Origin of the sequence: Brevirhabdus pacifica (genome assembly GCF_002797755.1) — a bacterium.
Taxonomy (GTDB): Bacteria; Pseudomonadota; Alphaproteobacteria; order Rhodobacterales; family Rhodobacteraceae; genus Brevirhabdus; species Brevirhabdus pacifica.
Genome location: NZ_PGFI01000014.1, coordinates 220,014 through 238,815 on the forward strand (window position 1 = coordinate 220,014; position 18,802 = coordinate 238,815).

16 protein-coding genes are annotated in these 18,802 nt (G+C 64.6%); 11 read left to right on the forward strand and 5 right to left on the reverse strand.

Going from position 1 to position 18,802, the window contains the following annotated elements; translation table 11 throughout:
- Window positions 1–190 precede the first annotated feature (190 nt).
- Window positions 191–1,441, reverse strand: coding sequence for a lytic murein transglycosylase (locus tag CLV77_RS14830; RefSeq protein ID WP_425319794.1), 1,251 nt, complete (start codon window positions 1,439–1,441; stop codon window positions 191–193).
- A gap of 235 nt (window positions 1,442–1,676) precedes the next feature.
- Here CLV77_RS14830 and CLV77_RS14835 point away from each other — a divergent pair, with 235 nt between their 5' ends.
- Window positions 1,677–2,216 (forward strand): DUF2127 domain-containing protein, encoded by a 540-nt coding sequence (locus CLV77_RS14835; protein ID WP_076980323.1) that lies wholly within the window; start codon window positions 1,677–1,679, stop codon window positions 2,214–2,216.
- A 159-nt stretch (window positions 2,217–2,375) separates the two neighbouring features.
- Here the strand turns inward: CLV77_RS14835 and sucD are convergent, their stop codons facing one another.
- The 3 genes from sucD to CLV77_RS14850 all read right to left on the reverse strand — a co-directional run bounded on the left by sucD (window position 2,376) and on the right by CLV77_RS14850 (window position 5,070).
- Window positions 2,376–3,257 (reverse strand): succinate--CoA ligase subunit alpha, encoded by an 882-nt coding sequence (gene sucD, locus CLV77_RS14840; protein ID WP_076980324.1) that lies wholly within the window; start codon window positions 3,255–3,257, stop codon window positions 2,376–2,378.
- A gap of 4 nt (window positions 3,258–3,261) precedes the next feature.
- Window positions 3,262–4,455 (reverse strand): ADP-forming succinate--CoA ligase subunit beta, encoded by a 1,194-nt coding sequence (sucC, locus tag CLV77_RS14845; protein ID WP_076980325.1) that lies wholly within the window; start codon window positions 4,453–4,455, stop codon window positions 3,262–3,264.
- Window positions 4,456–4,527: 72 nt separating this feature from the next.
- Window positions 4,528–5,070, reverse strand: coding sequence for a hydrolase (locus CLV77_RS14850; RefSeq protein WP_076980326.1), 543 nt, complete (start codon window positions 5,068–5,070; stop codon window positions 4,528–4,530).
- 531 nt (window positions 5,071–5,601) lie between these two features.
- On the opposite strand from CLV77_RS14850, the gene CLV77_RS14855 reads away from it, so the two are divergent.
- The 9 genes from CLV77_RS14855 to CLV77_RS14895 all read left to right on the forward strand — a co-directional run bounded on the left by CLV77_RS14855 (window position 5,602) and on the right by CLV77_RS14895 (window position 16,209).
- A complete protein-coding gene (locus CLV77_RS14855; protein WP_076980327.1) occupies window positions 5,602–6,300 on the forward strand; it encodes a GntR family transcriptional regulator in 699 nt (232 codons plus the stop codon).
- Between the two features lie 66 nt (window positions 6,301–6,366).
- Window positions 6,367–8,115, forward strand: coding sequence for an oxalyl-CoA decarboxylase (oxc, locus tag CLV77_RS14860; protein WP_076980328.1), 1,749 nt, complete (start codon window positions 6,367–6,369; stop codon window positions 8,113–8,115).
- 40 nt (window positions 8,116–8,155) lie between these two features.
- Complete coding sequence (gene frc, locus CLV77_RS14865; protein WP_076980329.1) at window positions 8,156–9,433, forward strand: formyl-CoA transferase; 1,278 nt, start codon at window positions 8,156–8,158, stop codon at window positions 9,431–9,433.
- Window positions 9,434–9,498: 65 nt separating this feature from the next.
- Window positions 9,499–10,380 carry a methionyl-tRNA formyltransferase gene (locus CLV77_RS14870; protein WP_076980330.1) on the forward strand — a complete coding sequence of 294 codons (882 nt, stop codon included), beginning with the start codon at window positions 9,499–9,501 and terminating at the stop codon, window positions 10,378–10,380.
- A 98-nt stretch (window positions 10,381–10,478) separates the two neighbouring features.
- On the forward strand, window positions 10,479–12,146 hold the full coding sequence (locus CLV77_RS14875) for a formate--tetrahydrofolate ligase (RefSeq protein WP_076980331.1): 1,668 nt from the start codon (window positions 10,479–10,481) through the stop codon (window positions 12,144–12,146).
- 11 nt (window positions 12,147–12,157) lie between these two features.
- Window positions 12,158–13,015: a universal stress protein gene (locus tag CLV77_RS14880; RefSeq protein WP_076980332.1), complete on the forward strand. Its 858-nt coding sequence runs from the start codon at window positions 12,158–12,160 to the stop codon at window positions 13,013–13,015.
- A gap of 134 nt (window positions 13,016–13,149) precedes the next feature.
- Complete coding sequence (locus CLV77_RS14885) at window positions 13,150–14,112, forward strand: Bug family tripartite tricarboxylate transporter substrate binding protein (protein ID WP_076980333.1); 963 nt, start codon at window positions 13,150–13,152, stop codon at window positions 14,110–14,112.
- Window positions 14,113–14,147: 35 nt separating this feature from the next.
- On the forward strand, window positions 14,148–14,651 hold the full coding sequence (locus CLV77_RS14890) for a tripartite tricarboxylate transporter TctB family protein (RefSeq protein ID WP_076980334.1): 504 nt from the start codon (window positions 14,148–14,150) through the stop codon (window positions 14,649–14,651).
- A gap of 37 nt (window positions 14,652–14,688) precedes the next feature.
- Window positions 14,689–16,209, forward strand: a complete 1,521-nt coding sequence (locus CLV77_RS14895; protein WP_076980335.1) for a tripartite tricarboxylate transporter permease — start codon at window positions 14,689–14,691, stop codon at window positions 16,207–16,209.
- A gap of 114 nt (window positions 16,210–16,323) precedes the next feature.
- Here the strand turns inward: CLV77_RS14895 and CLV77_RS14900 are convergent, their stop codons facing one another.
- Window positions 16,324–16,770, reverse strand: coding sequence for a MarR family winged helix-turn-helix transcriptional regulator (locus tag CLV77_RS14900; protein ID WP_076980336.1), 447 nt, complete (start codon window positions 16,768–16,770; stop codon window positions 16,324–16,326).
- Between the two features lie 128 nt (window positions 16,771–16,898).
- On the opposite strand from CLV77_RS14900, the gene CLV77_RS14905 reads away from it, so the two are divergent.
- Window positions 16,899–18,788: an FAD-dependent monooxygenase gene (locus CLV77_RS14905; protein WP_076980337.1), complete on the forward strand. Its 1,890-nt coding sequence runs from the start codon at window positions 16,899–16,901 to the stop codon at window positions 18,786–18,788.
- Window positions 18,789–18,802 lie beyond the last annotated feature (14 nt).

An 18,802-nucleotide genomic window follows, 5' to 3' on the forward strand; every position in this document is an offset into this window, starting at 1 on the left:
TTAAAAGATCACTCTCGGGATCCGGACCCGATGAGAGCCCCGTCGGCCCTTGGGAGGGCGGCCGACGGGGCTTCATTATTCCCGGCACGCCACACATTTTCGGATTTTGACATGCAGCGCGCCGGGGTGATCCCGGTCGCGCGGCGCTGTCGCATTCCCCGGTCGCTCAGCCCAGTCGCTCGGCCCTATGTCAGCCGCCCAGCGATGCCTTCATCCGCGCCTCGGGGAAGCAGGTGGCAGGGCGGCCTTGGGCCTCCTGCCAGCGGCCGATGCTGCGGCGGGTCTTGAAACCCGGCAGCCCGTCGGCCCCGCCCACGTCATGGCCCATCTTCTCCAGCGCGCGCTGCATCGACGCCACATCCGAACGGTATAGCCCGCCGACCTTGCCCCAGCGCCCGGTGAAATCCCCCGATCCATACTGGATCCGGTCACCCACGTGGCCCACGAACAGCGCGTAGAGGTCGCTCATGTTGTAATCCTTGAGGACGTAGAAATTGGGCGTCACCACGAAGGCCGGGCCGCTTCGCCCGGCCGGCATCAGCAAATAGCCCTCGCCGCGCAGCTCATGTTCGGGGAAGGGCTTGCCAGACACGCGGGTGATCCCCATCGCCGCCCACTGGGCGATGGGCCGACCCTGGTCCGGCCCCTCCAGCGTGCAGGAGACCGAGGCCGGCACCTCCACCTCGAAGCCCCAATCGCGCCCGGCCACCCAGCCGTGCCGCTGCAAATAGCGCCCGATCGAGGCGATGGTGTCGGCTTCGGAGTTCCAGATATCGGCGCGCCCGTCGCCATTGCCGTCGGCGGCATGTTCCAGAAAGCTCGACGGCATGAACTGGGGCTGTCCCAGGGCGCCGGCCCAGCTGCTTTTCATGCCATTGGCGCGGACGTGTCCGGCCTGGGCAATGCGCAGGGCGGCCACCAGCTCCCCCGCGAAATAGTCGGCGCGGCTGGACATGAAGCCCTTGGTGCCCAGCACCTCGAAGGCATTGTAGGGGATCTTGACGCGCCCGTAGCCGCTTTCGCGGCCCCAGATCGCCAGGATGATACGCCCAGGCACGCCGGTGGCGGCGGCGGTGCGCGACAGGGCGCGGGCATGGCGCCCCGCCATCTGCCGGCCGATCACCGTCGCCCCGTCGACAGAGCCGCGATTGAAATACTTGCCGGGGCTGCCGAATTCGGCCTGGCGCTGCTGCTTGGGGGTGCTGGGCCGGGTGCCGGGCGGCACAAGGTCCGGCAGCTTCCAGTTCAGCGAGACGCCCCGGAACGCCGCCTCGAACGTCGCGCGCGATACGCCCTGGGCCCGGGCCTTGGGCCAGATGCTCTGTTCCAGCCAATCACGGAACTGCCTCTCCACCGCGGCGCGGTCCTGGGCCGCGGCGGGCTGCGGCACGGTGGTGGCGCCCAGCGACAGCGCCAGCGCCAGGGCGGGCCCGGCAATCAAAGCAGCAAGGCGGGCGGGTCGGGGATGGGGGCGATTTTGCAAGGGACACTCTCGGGTTGACGGGGTGGGGCCTGACGGCGCCCGGCAGGCACAGGCTGACACGTCGGCGCGCCCGGCAAAAGCCCCGGTGCGGCAAAGGCGGCCGTGTCGGTGGATCACCGCCCGCGACGATTGGCAGGGGCGGGCCGATGGGATACCAAACGCGCGGGCGGAACAGGACCCGGGAACCAGACGCATGGCAGCAGACGACGGCACCACAGGCACGCCACCGGCGGGCACGGAGTACCGCGACACGGTGCCCGAAGCCCCCGACACCAGCACCGAACACCGGATCTTCATCGCCACGATCCTCGCCAAGGCGCTGCTGGCCGTGGTCCAGATCTCGACCGCCGCGGCGCTGCAACTGGGCATTGCCGCCAAGCTGCCGCCGCTGCTGCGCTGGCTGGTGGAAAAGGAGCTGTCGGAGGATCCCAAGGATTTCGTCGCGGCCCGGGTGCTGTCCTGGCTGGGCAACGCGCCGCCTGCGGACCTGACCTTCTACAAGATCTACTTTCTCAGCCACGGGCTGCTGCACCTTGTGGTCGTCGCCGCCATCCTGCGCGGTGCCCGCTGGGCCAGCCACGCCGCGATCCTGGTGCTGGGCGGCTTTGTCGCCTATCAGATGTGGGAATGGTTCGCCGTCGGCGGCCGGATGCTTCTGGTGCTGAGCGCCATCGATCTTGCGGTGATCTTCCTGACCCTGCGCGACGAACAGCGCAAGCGGCGGTTGGGGTAGGGGCCAGTTAGGCCGAACCAGCCGATCCGAACCAAAGCTTCCCATCCCTCACCATCACAAAAAACCCCGCCGGCTCTTGGGAGCACCGGCGGGGAATGACGGGCGGCTTCGGGGCCGCCGGGGCCGGGGGGCGGGGACCGCCCTCCGGTATTTCTTGGATCAGCCGATGGCCTTCAGAACGGCTTCGCCCAGGCCGGCGGGGCTTTCGGCGACAACGATGCCGGCCGACTTCATGGCCTCGATCTTGTCATCCGCACCGCCTTTGCCGCCGGCGACGATGGCGCCTGCGTGGCCCATGCGGCGGCCCGGAGGGGCCGTGCGACCGGCGATGAAGCCTGCGACGGGCTTCTTGCGTCCGCGCTTGGCTTCGTCTTTCAGGAACTGGGCGGCCTCTTCTTCAGCCGAGCCGCCGATCTCGCCGATCATGATGATCGAGTGGGTGTCGTCGTCGGCCAGGAACCATTCCAGCACGTCGATATGCTCGGTCCCCTTGATGGGGTCGCCGCCGATGCCGACACAGCTGGACTGACCCAGACCCACATCGGACGTCTGCTTGACGGCCTCGTAGGTCAGCGTGCCCGAGCGCGAGACGACGCCGACGGTGCCCTTGCGGTGGATGTGACCGGGCATGATGCCGATCTTGCATTCGCCGGGGGTGATGACGCCGGGGCAGTTGGGGCCGATCAGGATGGTGTCGGTGCCCTCAAGCGCCCGCTTGACGCGCATCATGTCCAGCACCGGGATGCCTTCGGTGATGGCGACGACCAGCGGGATCTTGGCGTCGATGGCTTCCAGGATCGAATCGGCCGCGAAGGGGGGCGGCACGTAGATCACGGTGGCGTTGGCGTCGGTCGCGGCCATGGCCTCGTGGACCGAGTTGAAGACCGGCAGGTTCAGGTGCTGCTGGCCGCCTTTGCCGGGGGTGACGCCGCCGACCATGTTGGTGCCGTAGGCGATCGCCTGCTCGGAGTGGAAGGTCCCCTGAGAGCCGGTGATGCCCTGGCAGATGACGCGGGTGTTCTTGTCTACGAGTACGGACATGCTGTTACCCCTTCACCGCTTTGACGATCTTGCGGGCGGCGTCGCCCAGGTCGTCGGCGGCAATCACGTTCAGGCCGCTTTCGTTGATGATCTTCTTGCCTTCTTCCACGTTCGTCCCCTCGAGGCGGACAACCAGCGGAACCTGAAGGCCCACTTCCTTGACGGCCTCGACCACGCCCTCGGCGATGACGTCACAGCGCATGATGCCGCCGAAGATGTTGACCAGGATGCCTTTGACGTTGGGATCCGAGGTGATGATCTTGAACGCCTCGGTCACCTTCTCGGTGGTGGCGGAGCCGCCCACGTCGAGGAAGTTGGCAGGCTCGGCGCCTTCCAGCTTGATGATGTCCATGGTCGACATGGCCAGGCCCGCGCCGTTGACCATGCAGCCGATCTCGCCGTCGAGGGCGATGTAGTTCAGGTCGTATTTGGAGGCGGCGAGTTCCTTGGGATCTTCCTCGGTCTCGTCGCGCAGCTGGGCGATGTCCTGGTGGCGGTAGATGGCGTTGCCGTCAAAGCCCATCTTGGCGTCGAGGCACATCAGATCACCCTTGTCGGTCACGACAAGCGGGTTGATCTCGAGCATCTCCATGTCCTTGTCGTTGAACAGCTTGTAGAGCGTGCCCATCAGCTGGACGCACTGCTTGACCTGCTGACCTTCGAGGCCGAGGGCAAAGGCGATGCGGCGGCCGTGGAAGGCCTGGTAGCCGGCGGCGGGATCGACGCTGAACGACAGGATCTTGTCGGGGGTGGAGGCGGCGACCTCCTCGATGTCCATGCCGCCCTCGGTCGAGCAGACGAAGGCGATGCGGCTGGTCTGGCGATCCACCAGCAGCGCAAGGTAGAGTTCGCGCGCGATGCCCGAACCGTCCTCGATGTAGATGCGGTTGACCTGCTTGCCGGCGGGGCCGGTCTGGTGGGTCACCAGGGTGCGGCCCAGCATCTTCTTGGCCTCGGTGGCGGCTTCCTCGACGGATTTGGTGATGCGCACACCACCCTTCTCGCCGGCGTCAGCTTCCTTGAACGATCCCTTGCCGCGTCCGCCGGCGTGGATCTGTGCCTTGACGACCCAGACGGGTCCGTCCAGCTCGCCCGCGGCGGATTTGGCGTCTTCGGCCTTCAGTACGGGCCGACCGTCGGCGACCGGCGCGCCATAGTCGCGCAGCAGCCTCTTGGCCTGATATTCATGGATGTTCATGTCGAGTGTGACCTCCCTTTACTGGATCTGTCCCTGATGTGCGTAATCCACGGTGTTCTCATCCTCGTCCGGTCATTTGACCAGCGGCAATATCTGGCGGAAAGCGTCGGTGCCGGCCCGGCCGAGCCACTCGAACACCACCATCTCGGTGGTGACGATGCCGGCGCCGCCGGCGCTGAGACGCTCGATGCAGGCGGTTTCGCTTTCGAGGGTGCGCGAGGCGGTGGCGTCCGAGACCACGAAGACCTCGAAACCGTCCTCCATCAGGCTGGCGGCGGTCTGGACGACGCAGATATGTGCCTCCATCCCGGCAAGCACGACCTGACGGCGGCCGCTTTCGGCCACGGCGTCGCGGATCGCCTCATCTTCCATGCAGGAGAAATGCAGCTTCTCGAAGATCGGGACACCGTCCGAAACCTTCGCGATGCCGGGCACGGTGCGGCCCAGCCCCTCGGGGTATTGTTCGGTCAGCAGGACGGGCACGTCCATCGCGCGGGCGGCGGTAATAAGGGTCGCGGCGTTGCGGATGGTGCGGGCGGGGGCCTGCATGGCGGGGACAAGCCGTTCCTGCATGTCAATGACGATCAGGATAGAGTCGGCGGCGCGGATAAGCACGATGGATCCCCGTTTGATTCGATGCGCACGGACGCCAGCAGCACCCGTGGTATTCCAGATACCAACTTCGGCCCGGCGCATCAAGAGTGGTCGCGTCAGCAGCCTTTCGCAGGCGCAGAAAGGTGTATCCCATTCGCGTAGGAATGGGAACCTTTGGCTGGTTGTTTAAGAGGGGTCAGGAGGCTCTCAAGGGCCTCGGCCGCCAGGCGGGGCAGGGTGCGGCAATGGGGAAGAATCGCCTGTGTGCACATCGAAATTGTCAGGTTTTTAGGGCGCAATCGGGTAGGTAAAGCGGTGTTCCGCATCAGTGACAGCCGTTCCGCTATCGGGTCCGAGGCAAGAAAATTCACCCCCATCTTCGACGATATTTTCCCCGTGATAGTGGGATTTCCGGCCCCCGCCTGCGGGTCGGGCCAGCACCGGGCTCCCCAAAGGCACCTGTGACATGTTGTCAGCGCTGGTTGTGTGGTCTATGGTATGCCAACGAACCGGGATTCGGTTTCGTCAGATTTTCAGGGGCCGCCTTTTCTCATGAAGCTCAAGCCGATCGCAACCAAGTTCACGCTGAAGGATCATATCTATGACCTTCTCCGCGACGCGATTGTCGAGATGAATATCTACGAGGAAGGCGCCAACCTGCGGCTGGACGAACGCTCGCTGGCCGATCAGCTGGGCATCTCCCGCACGCCGCTGCGCGAGGCGCTGGTGCGCCTTCAGCAGGACGGTTTCGTCGACATCCAGGCCCGCAAGGGCGTGTTCGTCCTGCGCAAGACGCTGGACGAGATCCTCGAGATGATCGTCGCCTGGGCCGCGCTGGAAAGCATGGCCGCGCGACTGGCCGCCACCGACGCCTCGGACGCCGATCTGGGCAAGCTGCGCAAGCACGCGATGCGCCACTCGGCCAGCGCCGCTCGCGCCGACCTTGCCGAGTACTCGGACGCCAACATCCAGTTCCACGAGTTGATCCTGGAGATGTCGGGCTGTTCGCTTCTCAAGACGATGGCCGACGGTCTTTTCGTTCACATTCACGCCGTGCGCCGCCGCGCGCTGGAAGAAGGGGACCGCGCCACGCGCTCGGTCGTCGACCACATGAGCATCATCGAGGCGCTGGAGGCCCGCGACGCGGAGCTCGCGTCGCAACTGGTGCGCGACCACACGATGCGACTGCATGCCCACGTCCGCCGGGCATGGTCGCGGATCGAGACACAAGCCCGAAACCGTTCAACCTAATCCGAGACTGCTGCGGTCATATGGGGGCCGCGGCAGACCACAACGCTCCTTGGGAGGAAGATCAAAATGTCCGCAACCGTGCAAAGCCTCGACGTCGCCGCAAGTGAAGCAAACGCTCCGCAGGAGCTGACCGACGGCTTTCATCTTGTCATCGACGCCCTCAAGCTGAACGATCTGAACACGATCTACGGCGTGCCCGGGATCCCGATCACCGACCTGGGCCGCCTTGCCCAGGCCCAGGGAATGCGCGTCATCTCCTTCCGTCACGAGCAGCACGCCGGCAACGCCGCCGCGATCGCGGGCTACCTGACCAAGAAGCCGGGGGTCTGCCTGACCGTTTCGGCGCCGGGCTTCCTGAACGGCCTGACCGCCCTGGCCAACGCCACCACCAACTGTTTCCCGATGATCCTGATCTCGGGCTCGTCCGAGCGTGAGATCGTCGATCTCCAGCAGGGCGACTACGAGGAGATGGACCAGCTGGCGATCGCCAAGCCGCTCTGCAAGGCCGCCTTCCGGGTGCTGCACGCCGAAGACATCGGCATCGCCGTCGCCCGCGCCATCCGCGCCGCCGTCTCGGGCCGCCCGGGCGGTGTCTACCTGGACCTGCCCGCCCAGCTCTTTGCCCAGACGATGGACGAGCTTGAGGGTCAGAAATCCCTGGTCAAGGTCATCGACCCGGCCCCCGCCCAGATCCCCGGCCCCGAGGCCGTGGACCGCGCCATCGACCTTCTGAAGGGCGCCAAGAAGCCGCTCATCATCCTTGGCAAGGGCGCCGCCTATGCCCAGGCCGACGACGCGGTGCGCGAGCTGGTCGAGAAAAGCGGCATCCCCTACCTGCCCATGTCGATGGCCAAGGGCCTGCTGCCCGACACCCATCCCCAGTCCGCAGGTGCCGCCCGTTCGCTGGCCCTGAAAGAGGCCGACGTGGTGGTGATGATCGGCGCGCGCCTGAACTGGCTTCTGTCCCACGGCAAGGGCAAGACCTGGGGCGAGCCCGGCTCGAAGAAATTCATCCAGATCGACATCGAACCGCGCGAGATGGACAGCAACGTCGAGATCGCGGCACCGCTGGTCGGCGACGTGGAATCCTGCGTCAACGCTCTGCTGGACAAGATGGGCGACGACTGGTCGGCCCCGCCCGCCGAGTGGACCGACGCGATCCGCTCCAAGGTCGAGGGCAACGTGGCCAAGATGGCCAACAAGCTTCAGAACAACAACAACCCCATGGACTTCCACGGGGCCCTGGGCGCGCTGAAGACCATCATCAAGGAGCGCCCCGATGCGATCCTGGTGAACGAAGGCGCCAACACCCTCGATTTCGCCCGCTCGATCATCGACATGTACAAGCCCCGCAAGCGGCTTGACGTGGGTACCTGGGGCATCATGGGGATCGGCATGGGCGCAGCCGTCGCCGCCGCCGTCGAGACCGGCCAGCCCGTGCTGGCCGTCGAGGGCGACAGCGCCTTCGGTTTCTCGGGCATGGAGGTGGAGACGATCTGCCGCTACGACCTGCCGGTCTGCATCGTGATCTTCAACAACAACGGGATCTACCGGGGCACCGACGTGAACCCGACAGGCGGTTCCGATGTGGCGCCCACGGTCTTCGTGAAGAACTCGCGCTATGACCTGATGATGCAGGCCTTCGGCGGCGTCGGGGTCACGGCGACCACCCCAGACGAATTGTCGCGTGCGGTAAACGAGGCAATGGACTCGGGCAAACCCACCCTTATCAATGCGGTCATTGACGAGAACGCCGGCACTGAAAGCGGGCGCATCGGCAACCTCAATCCGCAAAGCGTGGTGAAGAAGAAGTGACGCACCACGCGCAATCAGCTTTTACGAACAGGAGCGCACCATGAAAGCCCTTGAAGGCGTCAAGATCCTTGACTTCACCCACGTCCAGTCCGGACCGACCTGCACCCAACTTCTGGCCTGGTTCGGCGCCGACGTCATCAAGGTCGAGCGTCCCGGCGTGGGCGACGCCACCCGCAAGCAGCTGGTGGACGTCCCCGGCGCGGACAGCCTCTATTTCACCATGCTCAACCACAACAAGCGTTCGATCGAGCTGAACTCGAAGAACGAGACGGGCAAGGAGGTGCTGACGCGCCTGATCGAGGAATGCGACGTCATGGTCGAGAACTTCGCCCCCGGCGCGCTGGACCGCATGGGCTTCACCTGGGAGCGTATCCAGGAGATCAACCCGCGCATGATCCTGGCCTCGATCAAGGGTTTCGGCCCCGGCAAGTACGAGGATTGCAAGGTCTACGAGAACGTCGCCCAATGCGCCGGCGGCTCGGCCTCGACCACCGGTTTCCGTGACGGCCCGCCCCTGGTGACCGGCGCGCAGATCGGCGACTCGGGCACCGGCCTGCACCTCTGCCTCGGGATCGTCACCGCCCTGTTCCACCGCGAGAAGTCTGGCCGCGGCCAGAAGGTCTCGGCGGCGATGCAGGACGGCGTCATCAACCTCTGCCGGGTCAAGCTGCGCGACCAGCAGCGCCTGGAGAAGGGCCCGCTGACCGAGTATTCGCAGTTTGGCGAAGGCGTCGAGTTCGGCGATGCGACCCCGCGCGCCGGCAACGACTCGGGCGGCGGTCAGCCGGGCCGGATCCTCAAGTGCAAGGGCTGGGAAACCGATCCCAACGCCTACACCTACTTCATCACCCAGGCAGCCGTCTGGGAGCAGGTCTGCGATGTCATCGGCGAGCCCGAGTGGAAGACCAAGGAGGGCTATGCCACTCCGAAGGACCGCCTCGACAAGCTCAACGAGATCTTCGAGCGGATCGAGCAGTGGACGATGACCAAGACCAAGTTCGAGGTCATGGACATCTGCAACCCGCTGAACATCCCCGTCGGTCCGATCTTGTCGACCAAGGAGATCATCGAGGACGAGGGCCTGCGCAAGACCGGCACCATCGTTGACGTCGATCACCCCGAGCGCGGCCGCTACACCAGCGTCGGCTGCCCGATCAAGCTGAGCGACAGCCCCGTCGAGGTGACCCGGTCGCCGCTGCTGGGCGAGCATACCACCGAGATCCTGCAACAGGTTCTGGGCTACTCGGGCGAGGATCTTGACCGCGTGGTCAAGTCGGGCGCCGTCGGCGAGCCGAAAAAATCGATCGCCGCTGAATAAAAGAAAATCCGCCGGGCGCGACCGGCCACATATCGGTCGGCGCGCTCGGACAAGGGAGGAAAGAGATGCGTATTGTGGTTCATGGCCAGCAGGCCTTTGGCAAGGCTGTTCTGGAACGTCTTCTGGAACGCGGCGAGGATGTCGTCGCGGTGTGCTGCGCCCCCACCAAGGAAGGCAAGCCCGAGGATCCGCTGGTGGAATTCGCCCGCGAGAAGGGCCTGCCCGTGCATCAGCCGGCGTCCTGGAAGACCCCCGAGGCGCTGGAACTGATGAAAAGCTTCAACGCCGACATCTGCATGATGGCCTACGTGCTGCTGTTCGTCCCCGAGGAGGTGCGCGACGCCCCCACCTACGGCACGTTCCAGTATCACCCCTCGCTCTGCCCGATGCACCGTGGCCCCTCGTCGATCAACTGGCCCATCGCCATGGGATCGACCATGACCGGTCTGTCGATCTTCTGGCCCGATGACGGCCTCGATGAAGGCCCGATCATGCTGCAGAAGACCTGCGAGATCGGCCCCGACGAGACCCTTGGCGATGTCTACTTCAAGAAGCTCTTCCCGATGGGCGTCGACGCCATGATCGAGGGGCTGGAGCTGGTGAAGGCCGGCGTCATCATCAAGCACGACCAGCGCCTCGAGGACGGGTCCTACGAAAGCTGGTTCGGCAAGGATGCCGCCACCATCGATTGGTCCAAGCCCGCGCAGGAGGTCTACAACATCATCCGCGCTGCCAACCCCGCACCGGGCGCACGCGCCACGATCAAGGACACCGAAGTCCAGATCTACGACAGCGCGCTGCTGGAAGGTGACGGAACCCCCGGTGAGGTGGTGTCCGCCACCGACGAGGGCATCACGATGCAGGCCGACGGCGGCCGCATCCTGATCAAGCGCCTGCGTCCCGTCGGCGGCGACAAGCAGCCTGCGGGTGCCTGGTACCAGGGCTGATCCGCGGGGAGTTGCGGATCCACGACCAGGGCGGCCGCGGCGAAATTCGTCGCGACGCGCCAACGACATAACGACATAAATTTTATGGGAGCCACCTGATGTCCGACATCGAAATCGCCCGCAAGGCCAACAAGAAGCCCATCCAGGAAATCGGCGCAAAGCTGGGTATCTCTTCCGACGACCTGCTGCCCTACGGTCACGACAAGGCCAAGATCTCCGAGTCGTTCATCAAGTCGGTGCAGGACCGCAAGGACGGGCACCTGATCCTGGTGACGGCCATCAACCCGACGCCGGCGGGCGAGGGCAAGACCACGACCACCGTGGGCCTGGGCGACGGTCTCAATGCCATCGGCAAGAAGGCGGCGATCTGTATCCGCGAGGCTTCGCTGGGCCCCTGCTTCGGCATGAAGGGCGGCGCCGCGGGCGGTGGTTACGCCCAGGTGGTCCCGATGGAGGACATGAACCTTCACTTCACCGGCGACTTCCACGCCATCACCAGCGCCCACAACCTGCTGGCCGCGATGCTGGACAACCACATCTACTGGGGCAACGAGCAGGAAATCGACATCCGCCGCGTCGCCTATCGCCGCGTCATGGACATGAACGATCGCGCCCTGCGCCAGATCGTCTGCAACCTGGGCGGCGTCGCCAACGGCTTCCCGCGTGAAAGCGGCTTCGACATCACCGTGGCCTCCGAGGTCATGGCGATCCTGTGTCTGGCCACCGATCTGGCCGACCTGGAAAAGCGCCTGGGCGACATCATCGTGGCCTACCGCCGCGACCGCACCCCGGTCTACGCCCGCGACATCAAGGCCGACGGCGCCATGACCGTCCTGCTTCAGCAGGCCATGCAGCCCAACCTGGTGCAGACGCTTGAGAACAACCCCGCCTTCGTCCACGGCGGCCCCTTCGCCAACATCGCGCATGGCTGTAACTCGGTCGTGGCCACCACCACCGCGCTGAAGGTCGCCGACTACGTCGTGACCGAGGCCGGCTTCGGCGCCGACCTGGGTGCCGAGAAGTTCTTCGACATCAAGTGCCGCAAGGCCGGGCTGAAGCCCGAGGCCGTGGTGATCGTCGCCACCGTCCGCGCCATGAAGATGAACGGCGGCGTGGCCAAGGACGACCTGGGCGCCGAGAACGTCGACGCGGTCAAGAAGGGCTGTGCCAACCTGGGCCGCCACATCGAGAACGTGAAGCAGTTCGGCGTGCCCGCCGTGGTCGCCATCAACCACTTCGTCACCGACACCGACGCCGAGGTCGAGGCCGTCAAGGAATACGTCCGCAGCCAGGGCTCCGAGGCGATCCTGTGCAAGCACTGGGCCAAGGGTTCCGCGGGCATCACCGACCTGGCCGAGCACGTGGTCAAGATGATCGAAGGCCGCTCCGCACAGTTCGCTCCGCTCTACCCGTCGGAGATGGGGCTGTTTGAAAAGATTGAAACAATTGCAAAGCGCATCTACCGTGCTGACGAGGTTCTGGCCGACAAGAAGATCCGCGACCAACTCAGGGAATGGGAGGCCCAGGGATATGGCGACTTGCCCGTCTGTATGGCGAAGACGCAATACTCTTTCACCACCGATCCCAACCGCCGCGGGGCACCCAACGGTCACAGCCTTCCAGTCCGCGAGGTCCGTATCTCGGCAGGGGCAGGGTTCGTCGTCGTCATCTGCGGCGAGATCATGACCATGCCCGGACTTCCGCGCAAACCCTCCGCCGAGAATATCTGCATCAACGATGACGGATTGATCGACGGTCTCTTCTGAGGAGCTAGCACGTGATCCGCAAGATTCTGGTACCGGTTCGAGGCGACGGGAAGGGCGACAACGTCCTTGCCCACGCCGCAGCCCTGGCCCACAGGTTCAAGGCCCATATCGAGGTGACCCACTGTCGCCCACGGCCCGAGGATCTGATCCCCTACGGGGTTCCGATCCCCGACGCCCTGCGTCGGCAGCTGGTCCAGAACACCTATGCTCTTGCGGACCAGGAAGAGCAGGGTCTCAAGGACGAGGTTCATGCGCTTGCGCAGAAGCTCGGCCTTGACGACACCGGCCAGAACATCGGCGAGCGTGCGACCGTCTCCTTCGTCGAAGAGGTCGGCCGCCAGCTGGACGTCATCAAGCGCCACGGCCGGCTGGCAGACGTGATCTGCGTCGCCAAGCCGGACCGTGACCGCAACCTGGGCACGAACACGCTGAAGGCGGCGCTGTTCCACTCGGGCCGGCCGGTGCTGATGTGCCCGCCGGTGGAGACCCCGCCGACCGAGCTGGGCAAGGTGGTGACCATCGCCTGGAACGGTTCGTCCGAGGCCGCGCGCGCCCTTTCCGAGGGCATGCGAATCATCTGCAGCGCCGACCGAATCGGCATCCTGAGCACCGGCAAGGACGCCGGTCCGGGCACCTCGGCAGAGGATCTGGTGGCATACCTTCGTCTACATGGTGTGACCCCGGAACTCGTCACGTTCGAGGCGTCCCGCTCCATCGGACAGGATTTGCTGTCTCAAAGCGCGATATTCGGCGCTGATGTAATGATTATGGGGGCTTATGGCGACAGTCACGAGCGCGAAACCCTCTTCGGAGGCAACACGCAGACGGTGATTGATCGCGGCAATATGCCCGTGTGGATGAGCCACTAGACCCCGGGACAAATAGAAATTCATCAATAATGATAGGAAGGGAGGAAACAGGACAGAAACGAGCACAATGAACTGAAAGAGCAGAAAACTGCCGTCGGTTCGCAATCAAAACCAACCTTGGGAGGAATACCAATATGTCCATTACCAAACGGACTTTCATTGCACTGGCTGGCGCAACCGCGCTGACCGCAACCTTTGCCAACTCGGCAGCGGCCTTCGAGCCCACGAAGCCGATCGACTTCGTCATCATGGCCGGTGCCGGCGGTGGCGCGGACCAGATCGCCCGCTTCATCCAGTCGGTCGCCGAGAAGAAGAAGCTGACGGTTCGTCCGCTCGTCCCGAACAACAAGGGCGGCGGCTCCGGTGCAGAGGCTCTGATCGCGCTGAAGGGCGCCTCGGATCCCGACCACACCATTCTGGTGACCCTGAACTCGTTCTTCACCACCCCGCTGCGCCAGGAAAACCTGGGCATCGACGTGACCACCTTCACCCCCGTCGCCATGATGGGCGTCGACCCCTTCGTGCTGTGGGTCCACAAGGACAGCGGCATCACCGACTTCGACCAGTGGGTCGCGAAGGTGAAAGAGGGCGGCTACGTCATGGGCGGCACGGGTAAAGGTCAGGAAGACAGCCTGGTCATCACCTGGCTCGAGCAGAACTTCGACCTCGACATCAAGTACATCCCCTACAAAGGGGGCGGTGCCGTCGCCAAGGACCTGGCCGGTCAGCAGATCATGGCCTCGGTCAACAACCCTGCCGAGACCAAGGGCTTCTACGCCTCGGGTGACGTGGTTCCCCTGCTGGCCTTCTCGGACGAGCGCATGCCGGCATTCCCGGATGTTCCGACCGTCAAGGAACTTGGCAAGGACTTCAGCTACTACAACCAGCGGGCCGTCGTTGGCGCGCCGGGCATGTCTGACGACGCTGCCAAGTACTACCAGGACCTGTTCCAGACCATCTACGACACCGAGGAATGGCAGGGCTACATGGAGTCCGAGAGCCTTTCGCCCCTCTGGATGAACCCCGAGGAGCAGAAGGAATACTGGAACACCCAGATCGAAAATCACAAGGAACTGCTCGCGAAGATGGGCGAATAACCCACGCGCGTTAACGGTACTTTAGGGAGGCTGAGATGCGGCTTGGAGAATTGGTAACGGCAGGTGTCCTGGCCGTCCTGTCCATTTACATGATGTGGAAGAGTACCGAACTGGACATCGGGTACATCAGCGGTGAAGGACCGGGGGGCGGGGCATGGCCGTTCTGGCTCTCGGCCATCATGCTGATCTGTACCGTGATGATTTTCTACAAAGGGGTAAGGCGGCTTTCGCCGCCTTCCCAATCCGACGAACCCGTTCTCGATGCCGAGGGGCGCAAGATGCTGCTCCAGGTCTTCGGGGGGATCTTCGTCTTTGTCGCGCTGGTCGGGATCTTCTCGATGTATGTCGCGATGGGAATGTTTCTCTTCTATTACCTTTGGTTCCTCGGCCGACATACGCTGCGCCTGTCTCTGACGCTTACCGTCGTGACGCCCGTAATCTTCTTCTTCTTCTTCGAGGCGCTGATGCGCATCACCCTGCCGAAGGGGATGGAGTTCATGGAGCCGATCTACAACTACCTGAACACCATCATCTACTGATGGCGCGGGTCACGAGCGATATACAGGACTGATTACAATGGAAATCCTTGCACTACTGACAAGTGGCCTGCTGGAGGCACTGGAACCGCTGAACCTGCTCCTCATCGTGATTGGTGTCACGCTGGGACTGTTCATCGGGGCGATGCCCGGCCTCGGTTCGGTCAACGGGGTGGCGATCCTGCTGCCCATCACCTTCCTGGTGCCGCCGGCATCGGCGATCATCTTCCTGGCGGCGATCTACTACGGCGCCATGTACGGCGGGGCGATCAGCTCGATCACCCTGGGCATCCCCGGCGCATCGACCGCGGTTGCCACCACCTTCGACGGGCGACCACTGGCGATGAAGGGCCGGGCAAGCCTGGCACTGGTCACCGCGGCCATCGCCTCCTTCGTGGGCGGCACCGTCTCGATCATCCTCTTCACCGCCTTCGCACCGATGCTGGCATCGGTCGCGCTGAGCTTCGGCAACCCCGAGATCTTCGCGCTGATGCTGCTGGCCTTCGCCACCTTCGTCGGCCTTGGCGGTGACGACATCCCCAAGACCATCCTGTCGATCTGCTTGGGCCTCGTCTTTGCGGCCGTCGGCTTCGACGAGATCTCGGGCGAACCGCGTCTGGTGTTCTTCGGCATCCCCGGCTTCCTGCACGGGATCAACTTCCTGGTGCTGGCGATCGGTGTCTACGGTATCGGCGAGATGCTTTGGACCATCGACACGACCCGCGGCAAGATCACCACGACCGAGGCGAAGATGAGCGTCAAGGGCGTGTTCGCGGACGCCAAGGAAGGCATCACCCAAGGCTGGCGCGGCACTTCGATCGGGTCGTTCCTGGGCTTCTTCGTGGGGATCCTTCCCGCGGCTGGCGCGACCCCCGGTTCGCTGATGTCCTACGGCGTGGCCAAGCTGACCTCGCGCGATCCCGGCTCCTACGGCAAGGGCAACCCCGACGGCGTGGCCGCCCCCGAGGCTGCCAACAACTCGGCATCGACCGGCTCCATGCTGCCGATGCTGACGCTGGGCATCCCCGGTTCGCCCACCACGGCGATCCTGCTGGGCGGCATGGTGATCTGGGGCCTGACCCCGGGCCCGCGCCTCTTCACGGACGAGCCTGCCTTCGTCTGGGGCCTGATCGGTTCGTTCTACGTGTCGAACTTCTTCGCCCTGGTCATCAACCTGTCCTTCATCCCGCTGTTCATCTGGATGCTGCGGATGCCCTTCACGATCCTTGCACCGATGATCTTCGTGCTTTCGATCGTGGGCGGGTATGCGGCGACCAACGACATGCACGATGTCTGGCTGATGATCGCCTTCGGTCTTGGCGCCTTCTTCCTGCGCAAGTTCGACTACCCGCTGGCGCCTGCGGTGCTGGCCATCGTTCTCGGCCCCATCGCCGAGCCGACGCTGCGCCAGTCGCTGCTGCTGTCCTCGGGTGATCCGTCGATCTTCTTCACCCGGCCGATCGCAGGCCCGATCACGGTGATCGCGATCATCCTGATCCTGCTGCCGCTCTTCGGCATGATCCGCGACCGGGTCCGCCGCCGCGAGAAGCCGGCGACCTGATCCCCAAAGGACCCCGGGACCGTCCCACAGGCCCCGGATAACAAAGGGCCCGCGGCAGAGATGCCGCGGGCCCTTCTGCTTTCGGGGGCAATCCGTATCCGGCGGGGGCGGGGCCTAGTTCGCCTCGGCTGCCCGCGTGGCCTTGCCGACGAGGGCGAGGAACTGATCGTATTCCGCCGCTGACAGGCCGGGCAGAATATCGCGCTGCAACTCCTGCACCACGGGCAGCAGGTGGCTGAGCGTGGCCTGGCCCTGGGGCGTCAGACGAACGACGCGCGCCCGCTTGTCCTCGGGGCTGACCTCGCGTGAGATGAGGCCCTTTTGCTCCAGCCGGTCGACGACACCGCCGATCGTGGCGCGGTCCTTTGCAATCATCTCGGCAAGGCGGGCCTGATCGATACCTGGCCGCGCGGCAAGGGCGTCCAGTGCCGCGAACTGCACAGGGGTCAGGTCCGATCCCGCGTCCTTGATCCGCTGTGCGAAGATCTGCGTGGACAGTTGATGCAAGCGGCGGATCAGGTGACCCGGCAGGGTGGGGCTGATCGGTTGATCATCGCTCATTGCTGGCTCCTTCAGACAACCCATCGACATATACCCAGAAATGGTAAGTGAGCATATCGAACTTTGTTGACGCCTGGCATGGCATTTTAGTATGTATACATATCAAAACTCCATTGGAGGCCCGGAGCATGCAATACCATCTCGACGGATTTCACGCCGGGGATCCCGACCTGCACGATCCGGCCCCCGGGCGGGAGACGGCCCAGGGGCCGCTACCCGAAAATGTCGACGTGCTGATCGTCGGCTGCGGTCCGGCAGGCCTGACCCTGGCGGCCCAGCTTGCGGCCTTTCCCGACATCACCACGCGCATTGTCGAGCAGAAGGAGGGCCCGCTGGAGCGGGGCCAGGCCGACGGCATCTCGTGCAGGTCGATGGAGATGTTCCAGGCCTTCGGATTTGCCGACACGGTGATGCGCCAGGGCTATTGGGTGAACGAAACGACTTTCTGGAAGCCTGACGCCGAGAACCCCGCCCACATCGCGCGCACGGGCCGTATCCAGGATGTCGAGGACGGGCTATCTGAGATGCCCCACATGATCCTGAACCAGGCGCGGGTGCATGACATGTACCTCGAACTGATGCGCCGGTCGCCCTCCCGGCTGGTGCCCGACTACGGCTGGAAGCTGACAGGGCTGTCGGTCGACGAGGGGGCAGGCGACCACCCCGTTACCGTGCAGCTGGATCCGACCGACGGCGGCCCCGCCCGAACCGTAAGGGCGCGCTACGCGGTCGGCTGCGACGGCGCGCGCAGTACGGTCCGGCGGGCGATCGGGCTGGAGTTGAAGGGCGACTCGGCCTCCCAGGCCTGGGGGGTCATGGACGTTCTGGCCGTGACCGACTTTCCCGACATTCGCTTCAAGACGCTGATCCAGACCACGGGGGAGGGCAACATCCTCATCATCCCGCGCGAAGGCGGCTACCTTGTCCGGCTTTACATCGAACTGGACAAGCTTGCCCCCGGCGAAAGGATCGCGGGCCGCAACTTCAGCAAGGATCACCTGATCGCCGCCGCGAAACGCATCTTCGCCCCTTACTCCTTTGAGGCCAAGGAGGTGGTCTGGTGGTCCGTCTACGAGATCGGTCAACGCCTGACCGACCGCTTCGATGACCTGCCGGAGGCAGCCGCCGCCGATCGGCTTCCCCACGTCTTCATCGCTGGAGATGCCTGCCACACCCACAGCCCGAAGGCCGGCCAGGGCATGAACGTCTCCATGGGCGACGCCTTCAACCTGGGCTGGAAGCTGGTGTCGGTGCTGCAGGGGCGCGCGGGGCCAGACCTGCTTTGCAGCTATTCGGCGGAACGGCAGGCCGTCGCCGCCGACCTGATTTCCTTCGACCGCGAATGGGCAAGCATCCTGAGCGAGCGCCACGAGAGCGGCGGGGAGGAGACGCCGAAGTTCCAGCGCTATTTCGTCGAGCACGGACGCTACACCGCCGGCTTGTCCGTGACCTATCCCCCGTCGCGTCTGATCGGCCCGGCCACGTGGCAGAACCTGGCCCGAGGTTTCGAGATCGGATCGCGGTTCCACTCCGCCCCGGTGATGCGCCTGGCCGATGCCAAGCACATGCACCTGGGTCATGTCATCAAGGCCGATACCCGCTGGCGCCTGTTTGCCTTCTGCCCGGATGAGGATGTGAACCACCCCCGCAGCGCCACCCGGCAGCTGCTGACAATGCTGGCAGAAGACCCCTCATCGCCCTTTTTCAATGCGGTATCTTCGGGCCAGGACATCGACGCCGAGGCCGATCTGCGCGTGATCTTTCAGCGCCGCCTGGAGTTGGAGGGCAAGGAGTTGCCGGCATTTCTTCAGCCGCGCAAGGGGCGCTATGGCCTGATAGACTATGAAAAATGCTTCTGCGCGCTGCCGGACGACGACATCTTCGAAACCCGTGCCATCGACCGCGACAGCGGCTGCGTAGTTATCGTGAGGCCCGACCAGCACGTGGCGCACATCCTTCCTTTCGACAAGGGGGCCGAGGTTTCAGCCTTCCTTGCCGGGGCCATGGGCCGGACCTGACCCGCGCGGCCGAA

Coding starts and splice junctions, on each gene's coding strand:
- sucD (WP_076980324.1), bottom strand. CDS start 3,257: ATGTCCGTACTCGTAGACAAGAACACCCGCGTCATCTGCCAGGGCATC.
- sucC (WP_076980325.1), bottom strand. CDS start 4,455: ATGAACATCCATGAATATCAGGCCAAGAGGCTGCTGCGCGACTATGGC.
- frc (WP_076980329.1), top strand. CDS start 8,156: ATGAAAGCCCTTGAAGGCGTCAAGATCCTTGACTTCACCCACGTCCAG.
- CLV77_RS14855 (WP_076980327.1), top strand. CDS start 5,602: ATGAAGCTCAAGCCGATCGCAACCAAGTTCACGCTGAAGGATCATATC.
- CLV77_RS14890 (WP_076980334.1), top strand. CDS start 14,148: ATGCGGCTTGGAGAATTGGTAACGGCAGGTGTCCTGGCCGTCCTGTCC.
- oxc (WP_076980328.1), top strand. CDS start 6,367: ATGTCCGCAACCGTGCAAAGCCTCGACGTCGCCGCAAGTGAAGCAAAC.
- CLV77_RS14885 (WP_076980333.1), top strand. CDS start 13,150: ATGTCCATTACCAAACGGACTTTCATTGCACTGGCTGGCGCAACCGCG.
- CLV77_RS14875 (WP_076980331.1), top strand. CDS start 10,479: ATGTCCGACATCGAAATCGCCCGCAAGGCCAACAAGAAGCCCATCCAG.
- CLV77_RS14900 (WP_076980336.1), bottom strand. CDS start 16,770: ATGAGCGATGATCAACCGATCAGCCCCACCCTGCCGGGTCACCTGATC.
- CLV77_RS14835 (WP_076980323.1), top strand. CDS start 1,677: ATGGCAGCAGACGACGGCACCACAGGCACGCCACCGGCGGGCACGGAG.
- CLV77_RS14870 (WP_076980330.1), top strand. CDS start 9,499: ATGCGTATTGTGGTTCATGGCCAGCAGGCCTTTGGCAAGGCTGTTCTG.
- CLV77_RS14905 (WP_076980337.1), top strand. CDS start 16,899: ATGCAATACCATCTCGACGGATTTCACGCCGGGGATCCCGACCTGCAC.
- CLV77_RS14895 (WP_076980335.1), top strand. CDS start 14,689: ATGGAAATCCTTGCACTACTGACAAGTGGCCTGCTGGAGGCACTGGAA.